23 protein-coding genes are annotated in these 26683 nt (G+C 62.5%); 13 read left to right on the top strand and 10 right to left on the bottom strand.

What is annotated here, in order from left to right:
- Window positions 1–94 precede the first annotated feature (94 nt).
- Genes JL2886_RS04715 through arsB form a run of 4 tightly spaced genes read left to right on the top strand, consistent with a single transcriptional unit; the run spans window position 95 to window position 4210 of the window.
- The gene (locus JL2886_RS04715) at window positions 95–940 is read left to right on the top strand and encodes a helix-turn-helix domain-containing protein (RefSeq protein ID WP_065270959.1); all 846 of its coding nucleotides are present in this window, start codon (window positions 95–97) and stop codon (window positions 938–940) included.
- Entirely contained in the window at window positions 937–1935 is a 999-nt protein-coding gene (locus tag JL2886_RS04710; RefSeq protein WP_065270958.1) for an ArsJ-associated glyceraldehyde-3-phosphate dehydrogenase, read from the top strand. The genes JL2886_RS04715 and JL2886_RS04710 overlap by 4 nt, the downstream gene beginning before the upstream one ends.
- Complete coding sequence (gene arsJ, locus JL2886_RS04705) at window positions 1932–3197, top strand: organoarsenical effux MFS transporter ArsJ (protein ID WP_065270957.1); 1266 nt, start codon at window positions 1932–1934, stop codon at window positions 3195–3197. The genes JL2886_RS04710 and arsJ overlap by 4 nt, the downstream gene beginning before the upstream one ends.
- Window positions 3194–4210, top strand: coding sequence for an ACR3 family arsenite efflux transporter (gene arsB, locus JL2886_RS04700; RefSeq protein WP_065270956.1), 1017 nt, complete (start codon window positions 3194–3196; stop codon window positions 4208–4210). The genes arsJ and arsB overlap by 4 nt, the downstream gene beginning before the upstream one ends.
- A 19-nt stretch (window positions 4211–4229) precedes the next feature.
- Here the strand turns inward: arsB and JL2886_RS04695 are convergent, their stop codons facing one another.
- From JL2886_RS04695 to JL2886_RS04650, 10 genes are all read right to left on the bottom strand, one after another.
- Entirely contained in the window at window positions 4230–5087 is an 858-nt protein-coding gene (locus JL2886_RS04695; RefSeq protein ID WP_082995997.1) for a TauD/TfdA family dioxygenase, read from the bottom strand.
- Window positions 5088–5118: 31 nt separating this feature from the next.
- Window positions 5119–5910 carry an SDR family NAD(P)-dependent oxidoreductase gene (locus tag JL2886_RS04690; RefSeq protein ID WP_065270955.1) on the bottom strand — a complete coding sequence of 264 codons (792 nt, stop codon included), beginning with the start codon at window positions 5908–5910 and terminating at the stop codon, window positions 5119–5121.
- Window positions 5907–7349 (bottom strand): AMP-binding protein, encoded by a 1443-nt coding sequence (locus JL2886_RS04685; protein WP_065270954.1) that lies wholly within the window; start codon window positions 7347–7349, stop codon window positions 5907–5909. Before JL2886_RS04685 ends, JL2886_RS04690 begins: the two co-directional genes overlap by 4 nt.
- Window positions 7349–7948, bottom strand: coding sequence for a thermostable hemolysin (locus tag JL2886_RS04680; RefSeq protein ID WP_065270953.1), 600 nt, complete (start codon window positions 7946–7948; stop codon window positions 7349–7351). Before JL2886_RS04680 ends, JL2886_RS04685 begins: the two co-directional genes overlap by 1 nt.
- A 111-nt stretch (window positions 7949–8059) precedes the next feature.
- Window positions 8060–9424 (bottom strand): sensor histidine kinase, encoded by a 1365-nt coding sequence (locus JL2886_RS04675; RefSeq protein ID WP_065270952.1) that lies wholly within the window; start codon window positions 9422–9424, stop codon window positions 8060–8062.
- The gene (locus JL2886_RS04670; protein WP_065270951.1) at window positions 9421–10098 is read right to left on the bottom strand and encodes a response regulator transcription factor; all 678 of its coding nucleotides are present in this window, start codon (window positions 10096–10098) and stop codon (window positions 9421–9423) included. The genes JL2886_RS04675 and JL2886_RS04670 overlap by 4 nt, the downstream gene beginning before the upstream one ends.
- 11 nt (window positions 10099–10109) lie before the next feature.
- Window positions 10110–10709: a DUF6134 family protein gene (locus JL2886_RS04665; RefSeq protein ID WP_065270950.1), complete on the bottom strand. Its 600-nt coding sequence runs from the start codon at window positions 10707–10709 to the stop codon at window positions 10110–10112.
- A 163-nt stretch (window positions 10710–10872) separates the two neighbouring features.
- Window positions 10873–12603: an OFA family MFS transporter gene (locus tag JL2886_RS04660; protein WP_065270949.1), complete on the bottom strand. Its 1731-nt coding sequence runs from the start codon at window positions 12601–12603 to the stop codon at window positions 10873–10875.
- A 346-nt stretch (window positions 12604–12949) separates the two neighbouring features.
- Window positions 12950–14323, bottom strand: a complete 1374-nt coding sequence (locus tag JL2886_RS04655) for a sigma-54-dependent transcriptional regulator (protein ID WP_065270948.1) — start codon at window positions 14321–14323, stop codon at window positions 12950–12952.
- 128 nt (window positions 14324–14451) lie between these two features.
- Window positions 14452–15372 (bottom strand): LysR family transcriptional regulator, encoded by a 921-nt coding sequence (locus JL2886_RS04650; protein ID WP_065270947.1) that lies wholly within the window; start codon window positions 15370–15372, stop codon window positions 14452–14454.
- Between the two features lie 149 nt (window positions 15373–15521).
- Here JL2886_RS04650 and JL2886_RS04645 point away from each other — a divergent pair, with 149 nt between their 5' ends.
- The 9 genes from JL2886_RS04645 to JL2886_RS04605 all read left to right on the top strand — a co-directional run bounded on the left by JL2886_RS04645 (window position 15522) and on the right by JL2886_RS04605 (window position 26680).
- Window positions 15522–16493, top strand: coding sequence for a membrane dipeptidase (locus tag JL2886_RS04645; RefSeq protein ID WP_065273531.1), 972 nt, complete (start codon window positions 15522–15524; stop codon window positions 16491–16493).
- 120 nt (window positions 16494–16613) lie between these two features.
- Window positions 16614–18275, top strand: a complete 1662-nt coding sequence (locus tag JL2886_RS04640) for a hypothetical protein (RefSeq protein ID WP_065270946.1) — start codon at window positions 16614–16616, stop codon at window positions 18273–18275.
- On the top strand, window positions 18272–18919 hold the full coding sequence (locus tag JL2886_RS04635) for a DUF3726 domain-containing protein (protein ID WP_065270945.1): 648 nt from the start codon (window positions 18272–18274) through the stop codon (window positions 18917–18919). Before JL2886_RS04640 ends, JL2886_RS04635 begins: the two co-directional genes overlap by 4 nt.
- 40 nt (window positions 18920–18959) lie before the next feature.
- On the top strand, window positions 18960–19979 hold the full coding sequence (locus tag JL2886_RS04630) for an Ldh family oxidoreductase (protein WP_065270944.1): 1020 nt from the start codon (window positions 18960–18962) through the stop codon (window positions 19977–19979).
- A gap of 378 nt (window positions 19980–20357) precedes the next feature.
- The gene (locus tag JL2886_RS04625; protein ID WP_065270943.1) at window positions 20358–20945 is read left to right on the top strand and encodes a heme NO-binding domain-containing protein; all 588 of its coding nucleotides are present in this window, start codon (window positions 20358–20360) and stop codon (window positions 20943–20945) included.
- The gene (locus JL2886_RS04620; RefSeq protein WP_065270942.1) at window positions 20942–21952 is read left to right on the top strand and encodes a GGDEF domain-containing protein; all 1011 of its coding nucleotides are present in this window, start codon (window positions 20942–20944) and stop codon (window positions 21950–21952) included. Before JL2886_RS04625 ends, JL2886_RS04620 begins: the two co-directional genes overlap by 4 nt.
- A gap of 239 nt (window positions 21953–22191) precedes the next feature.
- Window positions 22192–24258, top strand: a complete 2067-nt coding sequence (locus JL2886_RS04615; RefSeq protein WP_065270941.1) for a molybdopterin-dependent oxidoreductase — start codon at window positions 22192–22194, stop codon at window positions 24256–24258.
- 41 nt (window positions 24259–24299) lie between these two features.
- Window positions 24300–25724: a PLP-dependent aminotransferase family protein gene (locus JL2886_RS04610; RefSeq protein ID WP_116560369.1), complete on the top strand. Its 1425-nt coding sequence runs from the start codon at window positions 24300–24302 to the stop codon at window positions 25722–25724.
- A gap of 191 nt (window positions 25725–25915) precedes the next feature.
- Entirely contained in the window at window positions 25916–26680 is a 765-nt protein-coding gene (locus tag JL2886_RS04605) for an SDR family NAD(P)-dependent oxidoreductase (protein ID WP_065270940.1), read from the top strand.
- Window positions 26681–26683: the final 3 nt, after the last annotated feature.

Raw genomic sequence — 26683 nt, 5'->3', positions numbered from 1 at the left:
GTTTTTGTTTCGGCCTGTGTCATCAGGCCTGTGTCATCAGGCCGTTACAAAATATTCACTGTCATGCGCCCTTTATTTCCTATATTCATGAAATATGGAAAAAGAGATTCCCTCCCGCCTGACCACGCTAGGCCATCCACAGCGACTGGCCATTTTCCGGCTGCTGATGCGGCGCTATCCGGACCGGATGCCCGCAGGTGAAATCGCCGGGGCGCTGGATCTGAAGGCCAGCACCCTTTCCACCTATCTGTCTGCGCTGATGCAGGCGGGGTTGGTGACGCAGGAACGGGCCGGGACCTCGCTGCTCTACACCGTCGATATGTCAGCGGTGCAACAGACCTTTGACTATCTGATGCTCGATTGTTGCCGCGGGCGTCCGGACCTTTGCCTGCCCGCCGCCACTTCCCCCCAAACAGGACACACCGCCATGACCGCGCGCAAATACAACGTGTTATTCATTTGCACCGGAAATTCCGCCCGCTCGATCTTTGCCGAAAGCATCCTGCGCGATCGCGCTTCGGATCGCTTCAACGTCTACTCCGCCGGAACCCGGCCCCAGTCAGACCTGAACCCCTTTGCGGTGGAGGTGCTGCAATCCAAGGGGCATGACACCGCGCATCTGCGGGCCAAGAATACGGCCGAGTTCACGGGACCGGATGCGCCGCAGATGGATTTCGTTTTTACCGTCTGCAATCAGGCCGCCAATGAGGAATGCCCTGCCTGGGACGGTCAGCCGATCAGTGGCCACTGGGGCATGCCGGACCCGGTCAAGGCCGAGGGCACCGATGCCGAAAAAAGCCTCGCCTTTCATCAGGCCTATGGCGCGCTGAAACGCCGGATCGAGGCCTTTACGGCGCTGCCCATCGAAACACTGGACCGCATCGCCCTGCAACACGCGGTGGATGATATCGCCAGCCAAGCACAGGAAGACACCCAATGACCACATATGCTGTGAACGGCCTTGGCCGGATCGGAAAACTTGCCCTGAAACCGCTGCTGGAGCAGGGCGCGCAAATCGCCTGGATTAACGACGCGGTGGGTGATCCGGAAATGCACGCACATCTTCTGGAGTTCGACACGGTGCATGGACGCTGGGATGCAGAGTTTTCCCATGATGCAGACAGCGTGACGATCAATGACATGCGTCTTCCCTTCATCGGCACCTCCGATCTGTCCAAACTGCCGCTCGACGGCGTGGATGTGGTCATCGACTGCACCGGTGTGTTCAAGACAGAGGCCAAGCTTGCCCCCTATTTCGACGCGGGCGTGAAAAAGGTCGTGGTCTCCGCCCCGGTCAAGGATGGCGATACGGCCAATATCGTCTATGGCGTCAATGAAGACACCTATGATCCGGCACGCCACCGCATCGTGACGGCGGCGAGCTGCACCACCAACTGCCTGGCGCCGGTGGTCAAGGTGATCCATGAAAACCTGGGTATCCGGCACGGCTCCATCACCACAATCCACGATGTCACCAATACCCAGACTATCGTCGACCGCCCCGCCAAGGATCTGCGCCGGGCGCGCTCGGCGCTGAATTCGCTGATCCCGACAACCACCGGCAGCGCCACGGCAATTACCCTGATCTATCCTGAACTGACCGGGCGCCTCAATGGCCATGCGGTGCGGGTGCCGCTGCTGAATGCCTCGCTCACCGACTGCGTTTTCGAGGTGGAGCGTGAAACCACCGCCGAAGAGGTCAACGCTCTGTTCAAGGCCGCCGCCGAAGGGGAGCTGGAGGGCATCCTTGGCTATGAGACCCGCCCGCTGGTCTCGACCGATTACACCAATGATAAGCGCTCTTCGATCGTGGATGCGCCTTCGACCATGGTGATCAATGGCACCCAGGTGAAAGTTTATGCCTGGTATGACAATGAAATGGGCTACGCTTGGCGGCTTGTCGATGTGGCCCTGATGGTCGGAGCCTCACTGTGAACCATCGCCCCGAGGGTCTGTCGGCCTATATCGCGGTGACGGCGGCCTATTGGGCCTTCATGCTCACCGATGGGGCGCTGCGGATGCTGGTCCTGTTGCATTTCCACACGCTGGGGTTCTCTCCGGTGCAGCTGGCCTATCTCTTTGTCCTTTATGAGATCGCCGGGATGGTGACGAACCTTTCGGCGGGCTGGATCGCGGCGCGCTTCGGACTGGCGGCGACGCTTTATGCCGGGCTGGCGTTGCAGATCGTGGCGCTGGGCGCGCTGACGCAGCTTGATCCAGACTGGGCCATTGGTGCCTCGGTTGTCTTCGTGATGTGTGTGCAAGGGATTTCGGGCGTGGCCAAGGATCTGGCCAAGATGTCGTCGAAATCGGCGGTGAAGCTCTTGGCGCCCTCGGCAAACGGCGGATTGTTCCGTTGGGTGGCGGTGCTGACCGGATCGAAGAACGCGGTGAAGGGGCTGGGCTTCCTGCTCGGTGCGGCGCTGCTGGCGACGCTTGGGTTTAGCTGGTCGATCATGGCCATGGCCATGGTTCTGGCGCTGGTCTTTGCCGCCATCGTGATGCTGATGCCACCGGGACTACCGACCGGGCGCAAGGGCGCGAAGTTTTCCGAGGTGTTCTCGAAATCCGCCAATGTGAACTGGCTGTCGGCGGCGCGGGTGTTCCTGTTCGGCGCGCGCGATGTCTGGTTCGTGGTGGGCATCCCGATCTATTTTTACGCGGTGCTGTCGGATGGATCCGAGGCGGGTAACCGCGCGGCCTTCTTCATGATCGGCACATTCATGGCGGTGTGGATCATCCTCTATGGTGCGGTGCAAGCCGCTGCACCGTGGCTGCTGGGCGCAGCCAAACGGCCCGAGGGCGCCTTGATCCGCGCCGCGCGCGGCTGGGCGCTGGCGCTTTTTACCGTGCCTGCGGCGCTGACCCTTGCGGTCTGGATGTCGCCGACGCCGCAGCCCTGGCTGACGGCGGTTCTTGTCCTTGGCCTTCTGGCCTTTGGCGCGCTGTTCGCGGTGAACTCTTCGCTGCATTCCTACCTGATCCTGGCCTTCACCAAGGCCGAGCGGGTCACGATGGATGTGGGTTTTTATTACATGGCAAATGCGGGCGGCCGCCTGACTGGTACGCTCTTGTCCGGGCTGACCTATCAGGTTGGCGGGCTCGCGCTTGTTCTGGGGACGGCGGCACTTATGGTGGCGCTGTCGGCGCTTGCCGCGGGCAAGCTGCACGTTGAAGGCGCGGAGGTCATGCCATGAGCATCTTTGAAAGATATCTGAGCGTCTGGGTCGCGCTGGCCATGGTGGCGGGTATCGTCATCGGCAATATCGCACCGGCGCTGGTGCAGATGATCGCGGCGGCGGAACTGGCGCGGGTCAATCTGGTGGTTGCAGTGCTGATCTGGGCGATGGTCTATCCGATGATGGTCGGCGTCGATCCCGCCGCGGTGAAGGATGCTTTCAAACAGCCGCGGGGTCTGGGCATCACGCTGGTGGTCAACTGGTTGATCAAACCCTTCACCATGGCGCTGTTGGGGCTGTTGTTCTTCGAAGGCATCTTTGCCGATCTGGTATCGCCCGAGGATGCGCAACAGTACATTGCCGGTCTGATTCTTCTGGGCGCGGCGCCCTGCACGGCTATGGTCTTTGTCTGGTCGCAGCTGACGCGGGGGGATGAGAATTACACCCTGCTGCAGGTGTCGCTGAATGATGTGGTGATGGTCTTTGCCTTTGCGCCCATCGTCGCCTTCCTGCTGGGCGTCACAGATATCGAAGTGCCCTGGGAAACGCTGGTTCTGTCGGTGGTCCTCTTTGTGCTGCTGCCGCTATTGGCCGGGATCTGGACCCGGAAAAGGCTGGGCAGCGCGGCGCGGATTGAGGGCTTTCAGGCCCACGTTAAACCCTGGTCGGTGATCGGGTTGATCGCGACGGTGACGATCCTGTTCGGCCTGCAGGGGCAGGTGATCCTGGACCGGCCCGAGGTTATCGCGCTGATCGCGGTGCCCATTCTGATCCAGTCCTACGGGATCTTCGCGCTAGCCTATGGCGCGGCCTTCGCGCTGAAGGTGCCGCATCGGATCGCCGCGCCTTGCGCGCTGATCGGGACCTCGAATTTCTTTGAGCTGGCCGTCGCGGTTGCGATCTCGCTGTTCGGGCTGAATTCCGGCGCCGCGCTGGCCACCGTGGTCGGTGTGCTGGTGGAGGTGCCGGTGATGCTGTCGCTGGTGGCCTTTGCCAACCGGACCCGCAGCCGGTTTCCCGGCAACGGGTGAGGGCACAGAGGGACTATGATCAGACCCGGCCCATGCCGATGAACAGCTGGCGATCCTGATCCTTGATTGCCCGGCGCCCGTGCATGATGCGGGTATTGTCGAGCACAGCGATATCGCCGTCCTGCCAGTTGATCTCGGTGGTGCTGCCTTCGGCCAGTTCGCGCAGCTCCTCGATCTCTTCGGCGCTGACCAGGCTGCCATCTGCCAGCCGGTAGACAGGCGGCTCGTAATTGTGCGACGGGCCCAGAACCGCATTGGCAAAGCCCGCAGCGCCGGACAGGGCCGAGGGCCGCACCGGGTTCAGCGTGATATGATAGGTGAGCGAGCCATCCTCGTGCATGTCGAAATCCTGGTTCGGGATCGCTGCCTTGAATTGCAGGATATGCTCTTCGGTCACCTCTTCAGGCTCCGAGATTGCGGGGTGTTCATTGGCCAGGTAGCGTTTCCACAAAAGTTCCGGCAACTTGCGCGAGACGGTCATCGGCTGGCTCCAGCGCGCGCGCTGCGCCTCCGACATGCTGGCCAGCACATCGCGCCCGTCGCAGATCGTGGTTTGCGAGCCTTCAAAGGCGGCCTTGGCGGAGTAGAAGGCAACGATATCGGGGCAGACCGGGGTGTTGCCGTTTTCGATATGCAACCCGATCGGGCCAAGCCCGGCATCCACCATCTGGGTGTTGCGCTCGGAAAATTCCCGCGCGGGGTCAAAGGTGATGGTGCTGCACAGCTCGGCTGTCAGGGCGCTGAAGGCGGCCATGTCGACGTCAAAGCCCCGCAGCAGCGCCCAGCCGTCGCGGCTCAGATGGTCGCGGACGGCGGCAATGGCGGGGGCGTCGATCTGGCTGCCGGTGCGCGCGGCGCGGATCACAGTATAGGTCATGATTGGTCTTTCTACTTGAAATCAGAAGGGTCTAGACGCGGCGCAGGCTGTCCAGGGCGGCGATGGTTTTCTCGGCGCGGGCCTGAGCCCCGACAGAGCGGTCGACCAGCTGCGGGAACAGCCGCTGGACTTTGACAAAGAACCGCTCTTTGCCGCGGGGAAAGCTCTCGCGTTTGCCTTTGCGGATTGCCTCCCAGGCTTCTGTAGCCACCCGTTCCGCGCTGTCGAGCGTCATGTCCAGCGGTTCGATTAGGGCGCCGAATTCGCTTTCGGCGGCGGTGCGGGCGGCGCGCGGGGCGATGTAGGTGACGCCAACGCCGCTGCCAGACAATTCGCGCCGCAGCGCGTCAGAAAAGCCCCGCAGACCGAACTTCGTCGCCGAATAGGCCGCGAAATAGGGGTAGGCGATATCGCCGAAGACAGAGCCGATGTTTGCCACGCGTCCCTGACCTGCGCGTAGCGCGGGCAACAGGTCCCGGGTCAGCGCGATCGGGGCCATCAGGTTGGTGTCGGTCATCGCCTGCAGCTGAGCGTCGCCAAGATCCGTCAGCCGTCCGACGGTCAGGCAGCCGGCATTGTTGATCAGGATATCAAGCCGCCCACCGACCTGCACCACCAGCCTTGCGCGATCCTCAGCAAGGGTCACGTCTGCGGGCAGGATGGCGCTCTCAGGCAATCCTGCGAGCGTGGCGGTATCTTCCAGCTTGTGCCGATTGCGTCCGGTGATCAGCGGCACATGGCCGAGGCGTGCGGCCTCCATCGTCAGCGCCCGGCCGATGCCGGATCCCGCGCCGGTGATGAGAACGGTCTTTTTCTGGGTCATGAGGCAAGGCTTTCGGCTGTCTGGGAAAGAGGCTGCGCCGGGCGGTTCTTGATAATTCGGGCGGCGACGCCGCGGTTCGGGGTGCCTGCCGCAAAGAGCAGGCCCGGCTCTGCCGGAGAGGTCATGATTACCGCCGCAGGCTGCGCATAGGGCGGGATCCCTTCCAGTGCGGCGGTGATGTCTGCGCTGCTGATCGGAGCCGCGGCGACGACCACGAGAACCAGCGATCCGTCCTGGTGCAGGCCAAGGGCAGAGCTGACGACGCGGGGATCGGCGTTGATCCTTTGCTCGACCCACTCGGGCGAGATGTTGCGCCCGGCTCCGGTGACGATCAGCGCGTCCTTGCGCCCGTCCACGATCAGACGCCCGTTTTCGATGCGGCCCAGATCGCCGGTGTGCCAGCGGGCAGGGGGCGGATCGCCATTAAGATACCCAGTCATCACGGTGGGGCCTGCGACGGTGATCTCGTCGTCGATGATCTGAACGTCGAGCCCTTCTAGAATCTCTCCGACGGTGCCGATGGCATTGTGTCCGGGGCGGTTCATCGCCACCACGGCGCAGCATTCCGACAGACCGTAGCCTTCGTGCGCCGGGATGCCGACAGCCTCGGCGGCGTGCAGCAGCGCGGGCGAACTGGCAGCGCCGCCAACGGCCACGAAGCGCAGCGAGTTGGGAGCTCGGCCATCCTTGCTGCTGAGGTCTTGAACCCAGCGCCCCAGAAGCGCGGGCGCCAGCAGGCTGGTGGTGGGCCTTTCGCGGGCAAAGGCGGCGGTCAATGGTCCGATTTCGGCGCCGAACAGAGTGCGGGTGGCGTTGAAGTCAAACCGGGTTTCCGCGCCCACCAGAATGGGCAGGAATATGCCGCAGATCTGTTCCAGAAGCTGCGCCAAGGGCAGGATCGACAGGTGGCGGTCGGTGTGCGTCGGGGCCACCACGGGCAGCAGTGCATTCAGCGAGGCCTGCAACTGGCTGCTTCCGATGACAACGCCCTTGGGGCGCCCGGACGAGCCGGAGGTGTAGATGATCCGCTCTGCCTTGGAGGCTGCCGAGGTCGGGGCTGGTAGTGCTGCGGCATCGGTGTGGCTGAGCGACAGGGGGATCTCCGGCAAAGCGCTTTGCCCGGCGGTTTCGGGTGCGGTGATCAGCGCGCCGATCCCGGCGTCCTTGATCACATGGGCAATCTGCTCGGGCGCAAAGAAAAACGGCAGCGGCACCTGCCGACGGCCGGTGAGGGTTAGCGCCAGATCGGCCACGACATAGGCGCAGCCGCCCGGAAGGGCGATGCCAACGGTACGCGGCGCACCGTCCAGCCGCGCCGCAAGCGCGGTGACTTCGGCGGCAAGATCGGCCCAGGTCAGGCTGTCGCCATCGCCGGAAAAGGCAACCGTTTGCGGGCGCTCTGCCGCGTGACTCCACAGGGCCTCGAATACCATGTCCATTATGCTGCGCCTCCCTGAAGGCCCGGGAGCGATGCGGGCGCAGCGGTGCCGGGCGTCAACAACGCCAGATCCGTCTCGGTCTCGATAAAGGCGCAGACCCAGGGATCGGTGTCGTAATAGCTTCCCCAGTTGTCTGGGTCCGCCACGCGGTCCGCCTCAGCGGCGCAAAGGGGGATATAGCCCAGCCCGGTGCGCGTCAGCAGGCGGCGCAGGGGCAGGGTGGCGGTGAAGACGCCGCAGACCACGCCCTGCTGCCGTCCCCAGTCGATCATGCGGTCGAGAAGGGGCAACACCGGAAAGGGCGACACCGAGGCCAGGGACGTGACCTCCATGATCTGGCTGGCGTGGATATCGCGTCCGGTGCGTTCCTTCAGGACCTCGCAGAAATCGCCATTCAGGTAGCAGTCGGAGAAAAACCCGTCCTGCGCCGTGCGGATCCCTGCCGCGCAGAGGATCTTACCTTCTGCGTTGGAGGCTGCTGCCAGAACCGGGGCAAAGCCTTTGACCTGCGCCGCATAGGTGGTGTCGTAAACGTCACGGATATGGGCCTCAGCGGCTTTACGGCCGGGAGAGGTCGGCGTCAAAAACTCAATTCGCATGGAGCGCCTCGCTTGGATTTCCTGTTGTCTAGGGAAATCGCCCGCCAGGCTTACAGCCCGCTTACAGGTTCGCAGAACCATGGGCGGAGCAGGTCAAGTATCTGTGATTTTTTATGAAAATTCGATGCTGAACCGGCTGCCACCGCCATCCCGGTCGGCAATGTCGACCCGGGCGCCATGGGCTTCGGCCACGGCCTTCACAATGGCCAGGCCAATTCCCGAGCCCTTGCCCCGGCCCGGCTCGGAGCCGCGGTTGAAGCGTTCGAACAGCGCCTCGCGTTCCGTTTCGGGCACTCCGGGACCGCGATCCAGAACCGCGATGCCGGGTGGATTTGCCATGACGCAGATTTCAACCTCGGTTCCGGCGGGCGAATAGATCAGCGCATTGCGCACGAGATTGTCCAGCGCGATGGCCAGAAGGCCCTCATTGCCGCGGATCCGGACGCCCTTGGCGCCGGTGACGGCCAGGCTTTTGCCCGCGCGGATGGCGTTCGGGGCCTGAGCGCAGGAGATCTGCACCGCCAGATCGTCCAGAACAATCTCCTGAAAGGTCGAAGGTTCCAGCGCATCGGCGCGGGCCAGATCGATCAGCTGTTCAAAGATCTGCTCTAGCTGTTTCAGATCCTGTTTGAGGCGTTGGCGGACCTCGGCGTCACCGATGGTATCGACGCTGGAGTGCAGCACCGCCAAAGGCGTGCGGACCTCATGCGCCACATTGGAGGAAAACTCGCGCTGCGACCGGTAGCCTTTTTCCAGCCGGGCAAAGGCGCTGTTAACGGCAGCGACGAGGGGCACGATCTCGGACGGCAACCCTTCGGGCGAAAGGCGCTGGTCCGGGGCGTCGGGGCCGATACTGCCAGCCTGCTGCATGACGCGATCCAGCGGCCGCAGGGAGAGCCGCGCCGCCAGCAGCGCCGATGACAGTACCAGCACCGCGCCAAGAACGATCCAGATGATCTGCTCTTCTACCTCGTGCCACATGGCATCAAGGATGCTGGTATCGGCGATGGGGGCATAGGCCGAGGCGAGAACGCAGATCTTCAGCCCTGCATTGATGCCGCACAGCGCCATGCCGCGCCGCTCTCCCGGCAGGTCAATCTCGGCAGCGGTGCCAAGCGGCAGCGGTGCAATCTGCGCCTTGATCTGCGGAGAGGTCTCACCGCCCGCGAGCAGCTCCATCTCCGGACCAAACACCGTATAGCGATAGGCGCCCTCGGCGCCGCGAAACCGGAGCGATTGCACCGGCAGGCCATAATTCTCCGCCTCCGGGTCGGCCTGAACCAGAACCTCGTTTGCTTCGCGCAGCAGCGTCTCTTCGAGGTTTTCTTCCAGATGTTCGAAAAACTCGGAGATCAGGATCGTGACGGACATTGCGATGGCAAGCAGCAGCGCCAGGACGATATTGACCGTCAGCTTGCGCTGCAGTGAGCCCGGTCCGCCAAGGGGGGCATGGGCAGACTGGGTAAGGGCCTTCATTGACCGTCGTCTTCCATCAGGTAGCCGATGCCCCGCAGCGTGTGGACGGTGCTTGCGGCGCCCAGATCCTGCAGTTTCTTGCGCAGCCGGTGAATCGCGACTTCGATGGCGTTCGGGGTCGGCGGCGCATCAAATCCGTAGAGCGCGTTCTCGATGCTGTCCTTGGACAGGATACGTCCCTTGCGGCGCATGAAGACCTCCAGCAAATCCAGCTCGCGACGGGAAAACCGGGCGGGCTGGCCAGCAATCTCAACGGAACGATCGTTGGTGTCAAAGCGGATGTTGCCAAGGCTCAGCTTCAACCCCAGCGCGCCGCCCGGACGGCGCAGGACGGCGCGGATGCGGGCGATCAACTCGCTGCTGTCGAAGGGTTTGACCAGATAATCGTCAGAACCGGCGTTGAGCCCCTTTACCCGGTCGTCCAGTGCATCACGGGCGGTGCAGATGATCACCGGGGTGTCGGCATTACCCTGTTTGATCCCATCGAGCACCGACAGCCCGTCCATGTCCGGCAGGCCCAGATCGAGGATGATCGCGTCATAGGAATAACTGCGCGCGGAATGCACCGCATCCGCGCCAGTCGCCACCCAGTCGACGACGAAATCATTGCTTTCAAGGCTGGCACAGGTGTTGCGCGCCAGCCTTTCGTTGTCTTCCACATAGAGAAGCCGCATGGGCTGCGATCCTATTTGCGCAGGTAGGTCACGGTTGACCCATCATCGGCCTTGAAGGAAACATGCGCAAGGTCTCCGTTCTGATCATACCAGACGTCGCGTTCCAGATCGCCGGAAATGCGATAGTGATGCGCGCGCAGCTGGCCGCTGCGGGTGGGGACATTCTGAACGCCCAGATCAATTACCCGCACCGACATGACGCTGCCGTCGATGGTGTTGAGCAACTGGCGGCGTTTCAGAATATCATCGTTCCACAGGCTGGCGGGTAGCAGGCCGCGCCCCTTTTCGCTGATCTGATGCGCGTCGCCGTCATCATCGGTGGCCGAGCGGATCGAGGTCATCTTGCCATTTGCCCATGTCTCGACGCTGTTCTGCTTGAAGGCATAGGCATTGACGCGGATCAGCGGGATCTTGACGGCGATATCGGTGACGACCTGAACGGAGTATTTGGCGGCAGAGCCGGAGAAGCTGTAGCTGAGCTCTCCGATGTCCTTGCCCTTGCGAATAACGTCAAAGCGCAATGCGCCCTGGCTGGGTGGGGAAGAGGCCAATACCGGCGTTGCCAGCCCGATGGCTGTGACCAGAACGGCGAGTTTCCTGAGGATCTGCATGACACGCTCCTTGCGATATTTGTACAGGGTTGGCGCCCGATATGGGTGGTGCCGCTTACGCGAACCTTACGGGCGTGACCGGCGCACGGGCCGTGCATGGCGATAAATGCAAAAAGGGAGCCTGCGCTTGCAGGCCCCCTTCAGGTTCTGGGATTTTTTGGAGTTACTCGGCGGGCGAGGGTGCTGCGCCGGTTTCCGGGTGGTGGTGGTGCGAACCCACCGGCCGGATCAGGAGGTTGGCAAAGAAGGCCACTACCAGCAGACCCGCCATGCAATACATGGTCGTATTGTAAAGGCTCGGCGTCGGATCGACGATGCCCTGCGGCGCGATCTCCATCAGCTTGGCGATTGTCACCGTCTTCGCGGACACCAGAGCGTCCAGCTGCGACACCGGCGCGCCAAAGGCGGTTTCAAAGGCCTGCGCATCTACCTTGGCGGCAAGATCCGTAATCGCATTGTTCACCGACATCTGACGCAAGGACGTGATCGCAAGCGGACCCAGCACACCGGCGGTGGACCATGCGGTCAGCAACCGGCCGTGAATGCCACCCACGTGCATGGTGCCGAACATATCCGCCAGATAGGCCGGGATGGTGGCAAAGCCGCCGCCATACATCGAGAAGATGATCATCGTCGCAACGTAAAAGCCGATCAGGTAGAACATCGACGGGTTTGCTGCGCCTGCGGTCGCGAAATAGGGGATCGACAGGTACAGGATCGTGCCAAGGATGAAGAAGGCGTGATAGGTGTTTTTGCGCCCGATGAAGTCAGAGGTCGAGGCCCAGAAGAAGCGGCCGACCATGTTGAAGACCGAAATCATCAGAACATAGGTCGAGGCAAAAGCCGCGGTCACGATCAGCGGCATGGTGGTGCCGTAGATTTCCGACATCATCGTCTTGGCGACGCCGATCACACCGATGCCAGCCGTCACGTTGAAGCACAGCATCACCCACAGCTGCCAGAACTGCGGTGTTTTCAGCGCCTGGTCGATATGGACGTGGTTCTTGGTGATCAGACCCGAAGCGGCCGGTTTCGGCTCCCAACCTTCAGGTTTCCAGCCCTCTGCCGGAACGCGATAGCTGAAGGAGGCGATGATCATCACAATGAAATAGACGATGCCAAGGGTCAGGAAGGTGGAGGATGCGCCGGTGTCGCCGGTGCCAACCACATAGACGCCAGCCTCGCCGCCGCCGGGCAGGGCTGCCGCCTGGGACGCCGATGCGATGACGACCTCAACCATGCCGTTTGCGGTCTGGGCAAATACTCGGCCGCCTTCGATCACGGTGTCGATGGCTTCGCGCGTGCCAAGGTATTCAGGTGCCTTGGCATAGATGGACAGCAGCCAGCCTTTGACCGGGGCTGCGATCATCGCGCCGCCGCCAAAGCCCATGATGGCCATGCCGGTTGCCATGCCGCGACGGTCCGGGAACCAGCGCAGAAGGGTCGAAACCGGCGAAACATAGCCAAGACCCAGACCGCAGCCGCCGAGGGCGCCATAACCAAGGTAAACGAGCCACAGTTGATGGCTGGCGATCCCTGCCGAGCCGATGAGGAAACCGCCGCCCCAGCAGAAGGCAGCAACGGTGCCGACCATGCGCGGGCCAACTTTTTCCAGCCATTTGCCGGCAAAGGCAGCAGCCAGGCCGAGGAACACGATGGCGACCGAGAAGATCCAGACCACCGAGGTCAGGCTCCAGTCGTCAGCAGCGGGGCTGACAACGCCCAGCTGGCGCGTCAGAGCAGGGTTGAATACGGACCAGGCGTAGACCGAGCCGATGCACAGGTGGATGGCGATCGAGGCCGGGGGTACCAGCCAGCGGTTGAAGCCGGGGCCTGCGACGATGTTTTCCTTCAGCAGAAAGGAAAGCGGCCCCCGATTGGGTGCGGAACTCATATGGATTATCCTCCAAATTATTGACCGGCTGGCGTCTCTCTCCTCCCCGAGGTCGGCTGCCGAAGCTGGGCATGCGAGCGCATGCGACGTGGTAGTCTTCGGCTGTTGTGAAGGGGTGCGTCAATGTTTTAAATATAAAAAACAGTAACTTACGCTGACGTTTTGTCAGAGCGCTATAGTCGCGACCCGGGACAATTTGGACATTTTGGAAATTGTTTCCCAGTCAGGGGGTAAAATTTGCGCCAGTTTGTCCGGTTGTTCAATTCGGTAAAAATATGCGTGATCAGGTGCCAGCAGCGGTGTCGGCAGAGGGCGCCAGAGCGCGAGGGGATGGACGATTCCCGGCTTACAATCCCCAGGAGGCGCATTTGCGGTCGATGGTCTTTCGCGAGACGCCCAGCCTGCGGGCGGCTTCCGATCGGTTGCCATCGACAGCCTCCAACGCGCGCAGGATCTCGCGCCGCTCGATCTGATCCAGCGGTTCGATCTGGCCGCTGCCATCCGCCGGGTGGGCCAGCGTTTCCAGGGGAAAGCTGCCAAAGATCAAAGAGCGCTCGATGAAGTTGCGCAGCTCACGGATATTGCCCGGCCACTTGTGGCGCAGCAGGGCACTGCGGGTACGGGGATCGATCTGTAGGGGCGCGCGGGTCAACTGCTCGGCGATCTCCTGCACGAACAACTCGGCCAGTTCCACCACATCGGTGCCGCGCTGGCTAAGCGGGGGCATCACCGCTTCGATCACATTGAGGCGAAAGAACAGATCCTCGCGGAAACGCCCGGCGGCGACTTCGTCCTTCAGCGATTTGCTGGTCGAGACGACAAAGCGCACATCCAGCTGGGTGCTGCGTTCGGTGCCAACAGGGCGGACCAAGCCATCCTCCAGCACCCGCAACAATGCCGCCTGCGCCGACGCGCTGAGACCTGCGATCTCGTCCAGGAACACGGTTCCGCCCTGTGCCGAGGGCAGCAGCCCCTCACGTCCACCTTGCGCGCCGGGGAAAGCGCCGGGCGCATGGCCGAAGAGTTCGAATTCTATCATCTCTGCCGGAATGGAAGCGCAGTTGATCGGCACGAAGGGATGCGCCGCCCGGTCCGAGGCTGCGTGCAGGTGCCGCGCCGCGACTTCCTTGCCGGTGCCAGAGGCGCCGGTGATCAGAACCGGCGTGCTGACATCGCGGACCTGATCCAGCACCCGCCGCACATCGGCTATCGCGTCCGAGCTGCCGATCAGTTGGTTGCGCAACCTGCGCCCGGTGTCGGCGCTGTTCAGCTCGTGCAGCAAAAGGGCGTTCTCGCGCCGCAGCTGAGCCATCTGGATGCAGCGTTGTACCGCATTCAGCATTTGGTTCGAGCGGAAGGGCTTCAGAACAAAATCCGCGGCCCCGGCGCGCATCGCCTCGATCGCGGTTTCCAGATCCGCATAGGCGGTGATCATGATGGTATCGGTAAACCCGCCGGCGCTGCGCTGATGGGCCAGCCAGTCGATGCCCTTTTGACCGGGCATGATGTTGTCCAGGATCATCACATCGAAATGCCGCTGGGCCAGCAGCTCTCCGGCTTCTTCGGTCGTCGCGGCCTCGGCGACCTCTCGGCAGTGGGGCGCGAGCGTTTTGACCAGGAAGTTGCGCATGCCCGGTTCGTCATCCACCACCAGGATGCTGGCCTGCGCCAGCCGGTCCGTCAGCTCGTTTCCGTTCTGCGCTTCTGTTGCCTGTACCACCGCAGGTCTACCCGTGTTCTGTTGTCTGAGTGCAATAGGGCATGCCCGCCAAACTCTGCCCGGTCAAGAAAAGCCACCCTACAGGGTCATGAACTCTTCGCGAGCAGGGGGCGGTGGAACGACAGCGGTCACGTTTGAAACGGGGCGGCTGTCAGCTGGATCTGCCGCTCCAGCTCGCGGGCCACCGGCAGCAGCGGGGCGTCGGCCTTGCGCAGCAGGTGAATGTGGCGCCGGGCTTCGGGATCGGCCAGCGGGCGAAAGACCAGACCAGAGGAGCCGAGCAACAGCATGGTCATTTCCGGCAGGATGGTAATGCCCAGACCGGCGCGCACCATGGCCAGAAGAGAGGTCACATTGTGTCCTTGCAGCAGGGCTTCCCTGTGCAGGCTCTGCGCGACCTTGGTCCGGATCCCGGCGGACAGGGGATTGGCGATCAAGGACTGTTCGGCGATGTCGCGCCACGACACCGGCCCGCCGGGCGCTGCCAGCGGATGCCCGTCGGGACAGATCAGACCAAAGGCATCTGACATCAGGTTGCTGCAATGAAGGCCGGTATGCGTTGGCGGATCCAGCGCGGGCATCGCATCTGAATCCGGCAACCCGGCCGTGGCAATGCCGATATCGACCCGGTCCCGGCTCACCTCGCGGATGATGGCGCGTGATTCCATATCCCAGACCTCGATCTGGACACCGGGAAACCGCGCGATGAAACTGGAAATCGCCTGCGGCAGGATGCTGCCCGCCACCGAGGGTACCGCTGCCACGCGCACCCTGCCGGTTCTGGCGCTGGCAAAGCCTTCGATTGCGCGCACCGTGGTGTCGAATTGCTGCAACTCCCGGTCCGCCTGTTCCAGCACAAAGGCGCCAAGCGCGGTCAGCTTGTTCTTGCGTCCGGTCTCGAACAACGGCTCGCCCAGATGGTCCTCCAGCTGTTTCAGCGTCATCGAAACCGCTGATGGCGTGCGTCCCAACTGCTGTGCCGCCCCGGTCAGCGTGCCGGAATGGGCCACCGTGGCAAAGCATCGAAGCATCTCAATTTTCAGCGCCATTTTCAAAATTTCTGAAATGAGTTTGAGTTGTTTGAGTTTGTGTGAAAGTGGATGCCGAGTCCATAGTTTCATCCAGGGCAAATATCGGACTCGGAGAAACGCCATATGGACCTATCTGCACTGCGCCGTGTTGCATGGGGTCGGCCCTGATGCGGATCGACGCGCTGCAATATGCCAACTGGTCCGAAAAGATCTTTCGCCAGCTGCGCGAAGGTGGCGTTGATGCGGTGCATGTCACCATCGCCTATCACGAAGGATTTCGTGAAACGGTTCTGAACTTTGAACAATGGAACCGCTGGTTCGAGCAATACCCGGATCTGATCCTCAAAGGCACGCAGGCGAGCGATATCGATCGGGCGCGGGACAGCGGGCGCACCGCCATCTTCTTTGGGTTTCAGAACCCGTCCCCGATTGAGGATGACATCGGTCTGGTCGAAATCCTGCACACGCTCGGCGCTCGGTTCATGCAGCTGACCTATAACAACCAGTCGCTGCTGGCGACGGGCTGTTACGAGGCCGAGGACAGCGGCATCACCCGCATGGGGCGGCAGGTGATCCGCGAGATGAACCGTGTCGGCATGGTGATCGACATGAGCCATTCTGCCGACCGTTCCACCATCGAAGCGGCAGATCTGTCGCAGCGTCCCATCGCCATCACACACGCCAACCCGCACGGCTGGATGCCCGCCTTGCGCAACAAGCGTGACGATGTAATCCGGGCGGTGACGCAGAACGGCGGCATGATTGGCTTTTCGCTCTACCCGCATCATCTGAAGGACAAATCCGACTGCACGCTGGACAGTTTCTGCAGCATGGTCGCCCGCACCGCCGATAGTTTCGGAGTGGAGCATTTGGGGATCGGCACGGACCTGTGCCAGGATCAGCCGGACAGCGTGGTGGAATGGATGCGCGTCGGGCGCTGGAGCAAGGAGATCGACTATGGCGAAGGCTCCGCTGACGCCGCCGGATTTCCGCCGATGCCGGATTGGTTCCGCGACAACCGCGATTTTGGCAATATCGAAACCGGCTTGCGCGCTGTTGGCATGAACGCGGGTGAGGTCGCCGCGATCATGGGCGGCAACTGGTACCGCTTTTTCAGCGAGGGGTTCGGCCCGGCATAGGTCATTTGCACCGGGTCAGAGGAAAACACTGGAAAATAAGGGTAAGCAAAGAAGGAGGGCAGCTTGGAAAGGGAAGCATCGGATCACCGACCCGCTGGGCTGCGTCCGCCTGAAACCGTGATGCGCCTTGCACGGCTGGGATCTTTCCATCAGTCGCGGCTGTCCTTCATGCGGATTCTGACCCGTCGGATGCAGGCCGAGGGCTGGCGCTTTGACAGGCCGGTGTTCGAGATTGGCGACGACGGGACGGGACACGCGGTCTACAGCGCCCATGGCCCTGAACGCAGCTATTCCCTTGTGGCCTTTGCCCATGACCTGCCGCCGGAAAAACGCTCTGACCGGGTGATAGCCGAGGCCTGGGATGCGACCTTTGCCTTGTTCGATGGTGTTCCGGGCGCCGACGACATTGCCCGCCTGGCGCAGAACGTGCCGCTGCAAGAAGCGGGCCGGGTGAGTGAGCGCGAGCTGTCGGTGTCGCGGGCGAACCGCTCGGTGCGCCTTTGGGAACATGTGGTCTCGGCGCTGGCGGCAGGCTGCCAGCCCGACCCGGTGCAGATCGAGGCGGTTGGCTACCTGATGCGGACCACGGCAGTCTATGGCTCGGGCAAACTGGGCGCTGCCGACCGCGAGATGATCGCGGACAGGCCGGAATGCGCGGCACCGTTTCAGGTCGAAATGCTGTCAGTGTATCTGACCCGGACCTTTGTTCGGGATCTGGTGCAGCACATGGCGGATGCCCGCGCCCGTACTCGCTCGGGTGGGACTGCGGCGCGTCTGGATCCGGCGCTGGCCCGGCGTCTGGGCATCGGCAATTCCACCGGCCTTGGCATGGCGCCCTTTTTGCTGAACCACCCGGTCCTGTTCAACAACTGGATCACCGCGCGGGAAACCGCGCTGGAGCGGGTGCGGAGCCTGCCGCAGGCCAGCCCGCAAGAGGTGGCCCGGTTTCGTGACCTTTTTGCCCGCGCCCGCCGTTCCGTGGCGCACTGGCAGACCGGGCACCCGGGGCAGGCGTGGAAGCGATCCGTGCTGATCTCGGATATCGACCATCTGGCCGGGCATCTGGAGAGCGATGTTCTATCGGCCCCGCACCCCTGGGATGGTTTGTACCTCTGGGCAGAGCGATCTTTGTCCTGCGAAGGGCAGGAATGGTTGGTGTCGCTGATGCTGGAACCCTATGGCGCGCTGGTCGATGATCTGACCTCCGCGATGGCCTGTGGGGAGGGGGAAACCCGGCGGATTGCTGGCGCTATGACGTTGGGACGTCTGCGGCAACTCGTGCAGCGCTCCCATGATTGGGCGCTGGCCATCGACTGGGATCTTCCCGAAACCACTGCCCGCGTCTGGTATGTTTCTGAGGAAAAACTGGAACCACGCCTGGGTGAACGGGCCGAGGAGCCTATCGCCCCCTATGAGCAGCCTTTGGCCCCGGGGCGCGATGTGGCGGCGCTGTATCACGCGATGGAAGGCTGGCCCGAGGAAGCGAGCGTGGCGGAATTTCTGCTGCGCCACTCAGAGCACAGACACGCGGTGCGGCGGGTACAGATCGTCGCCGAGGCGCCCTATGCCGAAATCCGGGACAATACGATTGCCTGCGATCTTCTGCCGATCGACATGCTGCGCTGCAAACTGTCTTTCTTCGGGGCGATGCATTTCGATCCGCGGTCCGATCGCTGGGTGCGGATCTGCATGTTCGGTAATGCGCCTTATCCCGAAGAGCTGTCGGCGCGCGATGGAGATTTCTGGATCTATCCGGACCCGCCGGAGACGCCGGACGCATGAACCTGTCGCTGAACGAGATCGAAGTCATGTGCAAACGCGCGGCGCGGGGCGCGGGACTGCCCTGGGGGCTGGCCGAGGAGGCCGCCGCCGCCAGCCGGTTCCTGACTGAGGTGGCGCTGCCCGGTGCTGACATGCTGGCCAGGCTGTTGGAGCGCAATGATCGCCGCCCCGTGGCCATGCTTGCCCCCATGGCGGCAGAGGGATGCTGGCGTGCCGTGTCGGGGCGGCTTTGTCCCGTGATCGCGGGCAGCGTGCTCAGCGACCGGGCGGCTGAGCTGGAGACCGGCGCGGTCTTTGAGATGGAGGAGGTGGATCTGCCCTTGCTGCTGTTGCCCTTTGCGGCGGCGGCGGCGCAGCGGCTGGACCGTCCTGTGGCCCTCGACTGGCCGGACCTGAGGCTGGTGACGGATGGACGCCAGATCAGCGTGATAGGCGCCACGAAACAGATGCTACGCGATCATGTGCCCTGGCTGTGTTGTCATATGGAGGCAAAGCTGGGGCGCCCCCTTGCGCCCGTTCAGCGTGGCCAGGTCGCAGAGGACGTCTGGGCGCAGCTGTCGGCCTTTGCCCACCGCACCTACGCCCCGGCAAGCGAGGCATCACGCCTGCGCGGTGCGGGCGCCGGGCTGACGGACAACGACTGATGCGGAACGACAAACGGAAACGGATAGAAAGCGGAGACAGATGAGCGCGACAGAAACCCTCTCTCTGGCAGAGATCGAAGATCTGGCGCTCCGGGCGCTGATGGCGGCGGGGACCAGCCGTGAAAATGCCGCACCTTTGGCCCGGGCTACGGCCATGACCGAAGCGGATGGGGTTGCCTCCCACGGTCTGGCCTATGTACCGATCTACGCCGAGCATGTGACATGCGGCAAGGTGGACGGTCAGGCCCAGCCGCAGGTCTCCAAATCCCGGCCCGGCGTGGTGACTGTGGATGCAGCCACCGGGTTTGCCCATGCCGCGATCGATCTTGGGTTTGAACATCTGATCCCGATGGCGCTGGAGCAGGGTGTTGCGGTACTTGCGATCCGCAATTCCTACAATTGCGGCGTTCTGGGTTGCCACACGCAGCGCTTGGCGCAGGCGGGGCTGATGGGCATCGGCTTTACCAATGCGCCGGCTTCGATCGCGCCATCAGGTGGCGCTCAGCCGGTTCTGGGCACCAATCCCTTTTCTATCGCAGCACCAGGCCCCGATGGGCAGGTCATGGTTCTGATCGACCAATCCGCCAGCGCCATCGCCAAAAGCGAGGTGATGAAACACGCCCGCGAAGGCAGACCGGTTCCCGAAGGCTGGGTGCTAGATGCGACGGGCAATCCGACCACGGACCCGGAGGCGGGACTGAAGGGCACCATGGTGCCTGCCGGGGGGTACAAGGGCGTTGGCGTCGCGCTGATGGTCGAGATGATGGCGGCGGCGATGACCGGAGCCCTTTTGGGCAGTGAGGCCAGCCCGTTTTCGGGGCCGGTAGGCGGGCCGCCCCGCACCGGACAGTTCTTCATTGCCATCGATCCGGGCGCGACCTCGGGTGGAGGTTATGCAGACCGCATGGGTGCGCTTGTGGCCTCGGTCCGGGCGCAGGAAGGCGCGCGCCTGCCGGGCGATGGGCGTGCCGCAGCACGGGCGCGGGCAGAACAGGCCGGGGTCGCGGTCAGCACGGCAACCCTTGCGCGGGTGCGGGCACTGCTGCCGCCCCGCGACTGATGCAGGAAAGGATGCAAGCAAGATGCCATCTGGCTTGACGGGTGCGGGTTGGCATCGCTAGGGTCCGCGCCGGAACTCTTTCAAGCAAATGATGTCGCGTCGGCGCCTGCTCTTGGCGCTAAGATATCAGGTGCCCGTGTCCTGTGAGCCTGGTGCGGATTATGCCGTTTCACCGGGAGTTTACCGGGCTGTGTGCGTACGACCACCTCCGGGGGCTTGTCCTGTCGGTAAGGGATACCTAGAGGCTGCGGTCTGTTTCGGGGGAGGCACGTGGATGTGCCCGGAACGTGGTGCTGTTTGGATGAATTTTGCCGATGTTGGGCGTTTTTTAACACACAGGGCCCATTAATGGGACACGGTAGGAAAAGGGGCCAAGATATGCATGGTCTGATCAACAGGGCGATCCAGGCTTTTGTGACCAGCACCTATGGCGCGGACCGCTGGTATGAAATCATGGATGTGGCTGGGCTTGGGTTTCGACAATTCGAGGCCATGCTGACCTATACGGATGACCAGTCGAACAAGATGCTGAGTGCTATGGAAACGGTGCTGGAGCGTCCGCTGCCTGAGATGCTTGAGGATATGGGGACCTTTCTGGTGTCCAACCCTCAGGTCGAAGCCCTGCGCCGCCTGCTGCGGTTCGGCGGGGTCAATTATGTTGAGTTTTTGCATTCTCTGGATGACCTTCCGGGGCGTGCCCGTCTTGCCGTATCCGATCTTTATCTGCCGGGCTTGGAATTATTGGAACAGTCACCGGGCCATTTCGAACTGGTTTGCCAGCCGGGGTTGCCCGGCTATTCAAATGTCATGATGGGTGTTTTGCGGGCCATGGCCGACGATTACGGAGATCTCGTTATTCTGGATTCAAGCGGTGCGCAGGACGGGGCAGAGGTGATTTCCATCACCCTGGTGGAAAGAGAATTTGCCGAAGGGCGGGCCTTTGATCTGGGAGCGCATTCCCTATGATGACCAATGAACAGCTTGCCGTCATCGCGGATCAGATCTGCCCGATGTATGCGATCGTGGATGCCAAGGGGTATATCCAGCGCGTCGGCCCCACGCTCAGAAAGCTCCGACCCGATCTGAAATGGGAGGGGCGCCGGTTTTTCCGTGTCTTTGATCTGTCGCGCCCGCGCCGGGTTCGGTCCATGGCGGACCTGGTCAATACGGCCGGGTCCAAATTGCATTTGCATTTTCGGGACACGCCGCAAACCAGCCTGAAAGGCGTTCTCGTGCCTTTGCCACAGGGGCAGGGCGCGATCATCAACCTGTCCTTCGGGATCTCGGTTCTGGAAGCTGTGCGGGATTATGATCTGACCAGCGCGGATTTTTCTCCAACCGATCTCACCATCGAGATGCTTTATCTGGTTGAGGCCAAGTCCGCCGCGATGGAGGCCTCGCGCCAGCTGAACCTGCGTCTGCAAGGGGCCAAGATCGCGGCCGAGGAACAGGCCTTCACAGATACGCTGACGGGCCTCAAGAACCGCCGCGCCATGGATCACATTCTGGATCGGTTGATCAGCGGCGGCCGGGATTTTGCCCTGATGCATCTGGATCTCGATTACTTCAAACAGGTCAATGACACGCTGGGACACGCCGCCGGGGATGCGGTGTTGCAGCATGTGGCCCGTGTCATGGTAGAATGCACCCGCCAGTCCGATACGGTTGCGCGTGTTGGCGGCGATGAATTTGTCCTGATCTTCAATGACCTGCGCGATCTGCGCCAGATCGAAGGGCTGGCGAGACGGCTGATCTCCGAATTGGAGGTGCCGATTCCCTATGGCGGTAAGATGTGCAAGATTTCGGCGAGCGCGGGCACTACGCTTTCGGCTTGGCACAGCGGCACCTTTACCGCTGCGGAAATCCTGAATGAATCGGATGTCGCGCTTTATGCGGCCAAGGGGTCTGGCCGAGCACAGCATTGCTTCTATGAAAAAGGCATGGAAAACAAGGTTCTGGCCCTCGATCACTGATCGGCCCAATTCCGTCGTTTCTGTCTGCCTGTTGCCGTAGGTTCTTTTCCTCGTCACCTGATTTTTGGCGCCTCTTGCAGGCGCCAAAAGCGCGTGTGGTGGCCAGATAGCGGGCCAGTTTGGCCCTCCAGTCCCATGCTTTCACCAGATTGGTCTGGTCATTTTTGCCCAAATTGGAGCTTAACGCCCTCCCAGTTGCCGGTGTATCCGCCCTTTGAGTGTTGTTTTCAGAGGCCGAGATGACCAATCAAGACCTGACCGCCTTTCGCCCAAGCGTTTGTCCACTGGATTGCCCGGATACCTGCAGCCTCACCGTCAAGGTCGAGGACGGCAGGATTTCCGAAGTCCGGGGATCGACAGCGAACCCCTTCACCGCCGGGGTGATTTGCAACAAGGTGGCCCGCTGCTATCCGGATTTCGTGCATGGCGCGGCCCGCCTGCGGCACCCCTTGAAGCGGACCGGCCCGAGGGGATCGGGGTCTTATGAGCGGATCACCTGGGAGGAGGCGCTGGACCTGATCCATGCAGGTTTCAACCAGGCAATCGAGGCGCATGGGCCGCAATCGGTTCTGCCGCTTAACTATGCCGGGCCGCATGGTGAACTGGCCGGGGGCTCAATGGACCGGCGGTTCTTCTACCGGATGGGGGCGACGCTGCTGGATCGTGGGCCGCTCTGTGGCGGTGTGCGCGGAGAGGCCTACGCCAGCCTCTTTGGCAGCGCGCCGGGCATGCCGCCGGAGCAGGCAGTGCAGTCCGATCTGGTCCTTGTCTGGGGCAACAACGTCACGGTCTCCAACCTGCATTTTATGCGCGTGATCAAAGAGGCCCGTAAATCCGGCGCGCGGGTGGTGGTGATTGATCCCAAGCGGATCAAGCTGGCCGAGCAATGCGATATGCACCTGCAACTGCGACCGGGGACCGATGTGGTTCTTGCCCTGGGACTGGCGGCCGAGTTGGAGCGGCGCGATGCGCTGGATATGGCCTTCATCGGCAAATGGACCCATGGGTTTGACTCCTATATGGAGGAGGCCCGCGCCTATACCCCGGATCGTGTCGCTGAGATCTGCGGCCTGCCTGCGGAAGAGCTGCACCAATTGGTGGACTGGATCGTCGCGTCCCGCCGGATGGCTAGTTCCTTTGGCAACGGGATCGAACGGACCCGCTCGGGCGGTGCCGGGCTGCGGGCGGCGATGGCTCTGAATGCGCTGACAGGCCATCACGGGCGCCTCGGTGCCGGGGTGGTCGCGAAATCCGGGGTCGCCGCGCCAAAGACCACGGCCCGCCTGCAGGGGGATCATCTGATCCGGCCCGGCACGCGGTGTTTCAATATCGTCGATGTGGCGGAAAAGATGTTGGACCGGAGCCTTGATGTGCCGGTCGGGGCCGTGATGATCTACAACCACAACCCTGTTGCAACGCACCCCGATCAAGACCGGATGATCGAGGCCCTGACACAAGAGGACCTGTTCATAGCAGGCGCGGATGTGGTGATGACGGATTCCATGGCTTATTGCGACGTGATCCTGCCTGCCGCCAGCCATTTCGAATATGATGACATCTATGGCGCCTATGGGCAGAACTACATCCAAAGGGCCGAACCGGTGATCGCGCCGGTGGGGGAAAGCCTGCCCAATACCGAGATCTTTCGCCGATTGGCAGCCCGGTTCGGGTATCAGGAGCGCGAGTTCCGCGACAGTGACAAGGACCTGATGGATCAGGCCATGGACGCGTCGCATCCGGTGTTCGGGGGTAAGCCACCCAGCGAGATGTCCTGCGACCAGGCCATCGCGCTGACCGCAGGGGATGGCAGTCAGCTGGTGCTGTGCCATTCGGTGATGCCGCAGACGCCGTCTGGGCGGATTGAGCTGTTCAATCAGGATCTTGAGGATCGGTTCGGATGCGGTGTGCCGCGCTATGACCCCGCCCCGCAGGATCTGCCGCTGGTGCTGGTCACCCCCAGTTCGGACAAGCGGACCAACGCGACCTTTGGCCATCATGCGCTGTCGGCGGGGGCTGAGGTGGTGCAGGTGCATCCGCAGGATGCCGAGGCACGCGGGCTCAGCCATGGCGATCCCGTCACCGTCTGGAATGCCCGGGGCGAGGTGACCTTTACGCTGGAGGTGACAACTGCCACCCGGCCCGGCGTGGTCTACAGCCCCAAGGGCACCTGGCTTTCCAGCTCGCGCAGCGGCCGCACGGCGAATGCGCTGATTCCCTCGGCCCTGCGCACGGATATTGCCGGGGGCGCCTGCTATAACGAAACCTTTGTGGATCTGCGGCGTGGGTGGGACAGTAGACCGGACTGACGCAATGGGGCAGTATTGGGCGGAACGTGGAGACCAATACCGTGCAGCAGGTACCCGGGCCGACCTTTTCCATTGACCGCACTCTGCCAGTGCCAGTGTTCGAGCAGATCTGCACGGCGCTGCGGACGCGGATCGCGGCAGGAGAGATCCCGGAGGCCAGCCAGCTGCCGGCCACCCGCAGTTTCGCGGTAGAGCTGGGGGTGTCGCGTTCGACCGTGGTGGCGGCCTATGAGCAGCTGGAAGCCGAAGGCTATATCGCGGGAAAACGCGGGTCGGGGTTTACCGTCTGCGCCATGGGGCAGGTCGAACTGCAGCCGGTGCATCCTGCACCCCCGGAGCCTGCAAAGGAGACGCCGCGTGCCCTGTTGCCCTTCAACAGTGGAGAGCCGGACATGCGGTTGTTCCCGCACCGGCAATGGGCGCGCTGCGTATCGCGGATCTGCCGGGTGGCGCCGGAAACCATGCTGGATGGTGGCGCGGTCCGGGGCAACGCGGCGCTGCGCCGGGCCATTGCGGCCTATGTGGCAGAGTGGCGGGGGATCGAGGCAGGCGCCGAGCAAATCATTATCACTGCGGGGGCGACGGATGCGCTTGAGCTCTGCTTGCGCACGTTGGCACCACGCGGCAGCGCCATCGGGATCGAGGATCCGGGGTATCCGCCTCTGAACCGTATCGTGCAGTCGCAGGGGTTGCGCTCGCACTACCTCCGCGTCGATGCTCTTGGCGCCTGTGTTCCTGAAAAGGATGCCGACCTGAAGGCGGTGGTACTGACGCCATCGCATCAGCATCCGCTGGGCGGAGCGATGGCGCCGGGGCGGCGTCTGGAATTTCTCAACTGGGCCAAACGGACCGGCGCCTGGATCATCGAGGACGATTATGACAGCGAGTTCCGATATGCGGGGCGCCCCATTCCGGCAATGGCGGGGTTCGATGGGCTGAACCGGACGATCTACCTGGGCAGTTTTTCCAAGACCTTCTCGAACGCGCTGCGGATCGGCTATGTGGTCGCGCCCGAGACACTGATTGCGCCGCTGCACGACAGCCTGCTGCGCTTTGGCACCCGGGCCAGCGGCATGCCGCAGCAGGCCCTGGCTGAGTTCATCCACAGCGGCGAGTTCTACCGCCATCTGCGCCGGGTGCGGCGTATCTATGGTGAGCGGCGCAAGCATTTGCTGGCGCGGCTGCAGCAGGAGTTTTCCGCCTATGGCAGCGCGCCGGACCACGGTGCGGGCATGCAGCTGGTGTTTCATCTGAACGACGCTTGGCAGGATCAGGAGATCTGCAAACGGGCGCGGGGCGCCGGTTTGGGATTGCGCCCGCTTTCGGGATTTGCCGCCGAGGTGACCGGGCTGAATGGTCTCGTTCTGGGCTGTTGCCACATGGAGATCCCCGAAATCGACGCGGCGCTGACCCGTCTGGCGCAGGTTTTGGACGGCGAATCCGAGCCGAAACAGGATCAAACCTGACAGCGGTGCGAGCTGCGCAGTAGTATGGATTCGTGCTGATAGACCCGAGGTGGTCCTGAGAACGTATTCAAAATTAGTAGCTTAAGTGTTTGTGAAAATTTTGTTGGCGCGAAATAGGTATTTCGTATAACGATTGAAAAGAAGATATGCAGGATAACTATCATATCAGTTATCCAGTTCGGGGAGGAACTATGCAGATAGATGGACATGTGGCGCTGGTCACAGGTGGCGGCAGTGGCCTTGGTGCGGCGACGGCCCGGCATCTTGCCGCAAAAGGCGCGAAAGTCGCCATTCTGGATTTCGATATCGAACGGGCAAAGGCGGTCGCGGATGAGATCGGCGGCATCGCCCTACATGTAGATGTCAGTGATGAGGCCGCCGTCGGTGCAGCCCTCGACAGCATCGCAGAGCAGCTGGGTAGCGCTCCCCGTATCGCGGTGAGCTGCGCCGGGGTCGGTATGGCGGCGCGCATCGTTGGTCGTGGCGGCAAGCTGTCGTTCGATGTGTTTGAAAAGACGCTGCGGGTGAACCTTTTTGGCACCTATAATGTGATGAGCCATGCTGCTCGCCTGATGGCCGAGCTGGACCCGCTGGCGGATGGCGAGCGCGGGGTGATCATCAACACCGCTTCGGTTGCTTTCGAGGATGGCCAGCTGGGGCAGGCGGCCTATGCGGCTTCCAAGGGGGCGATTGCCTCCATGTGCCTGCCTGCGGCGCGCGAGCTGGCGCAATCGGGCATCCGCGTCATGGCCATCGCACCGGGCCTGTTTCAGACCCCGATGATGGAAGGGTTGCCGCCCGAGATTTCGGCGCAGATCACTGCCAATATTCCCTTTCCTGCCCGGCTGGGCGCGCCCGAGGAATACGCGCTTCTGGCCGAGCAGATCGTCACCAATCCATTTCTCAATGGAACAACCATCCGGCTGGATGGCGCTGTGCGCCTGCCGCCACGCTGAAGG

Source organism: Phaeobacter gallaeciensis (assembly GCF_001678945.1).
In the GTDB taxonomy this organism is placed as follows: Bacteria; Pseudomonadota; Alphaproteobacteria; order Rhodobacterales; family Rhodobacteraceae; genus Phycobacter; species Phycobacter gallaeciensis_A.
The sequence above is the reverse complement of the archived record's forward strand: the minus strand, read 5'-3'. Positions and strand labels throughout refer to the sequence as shown.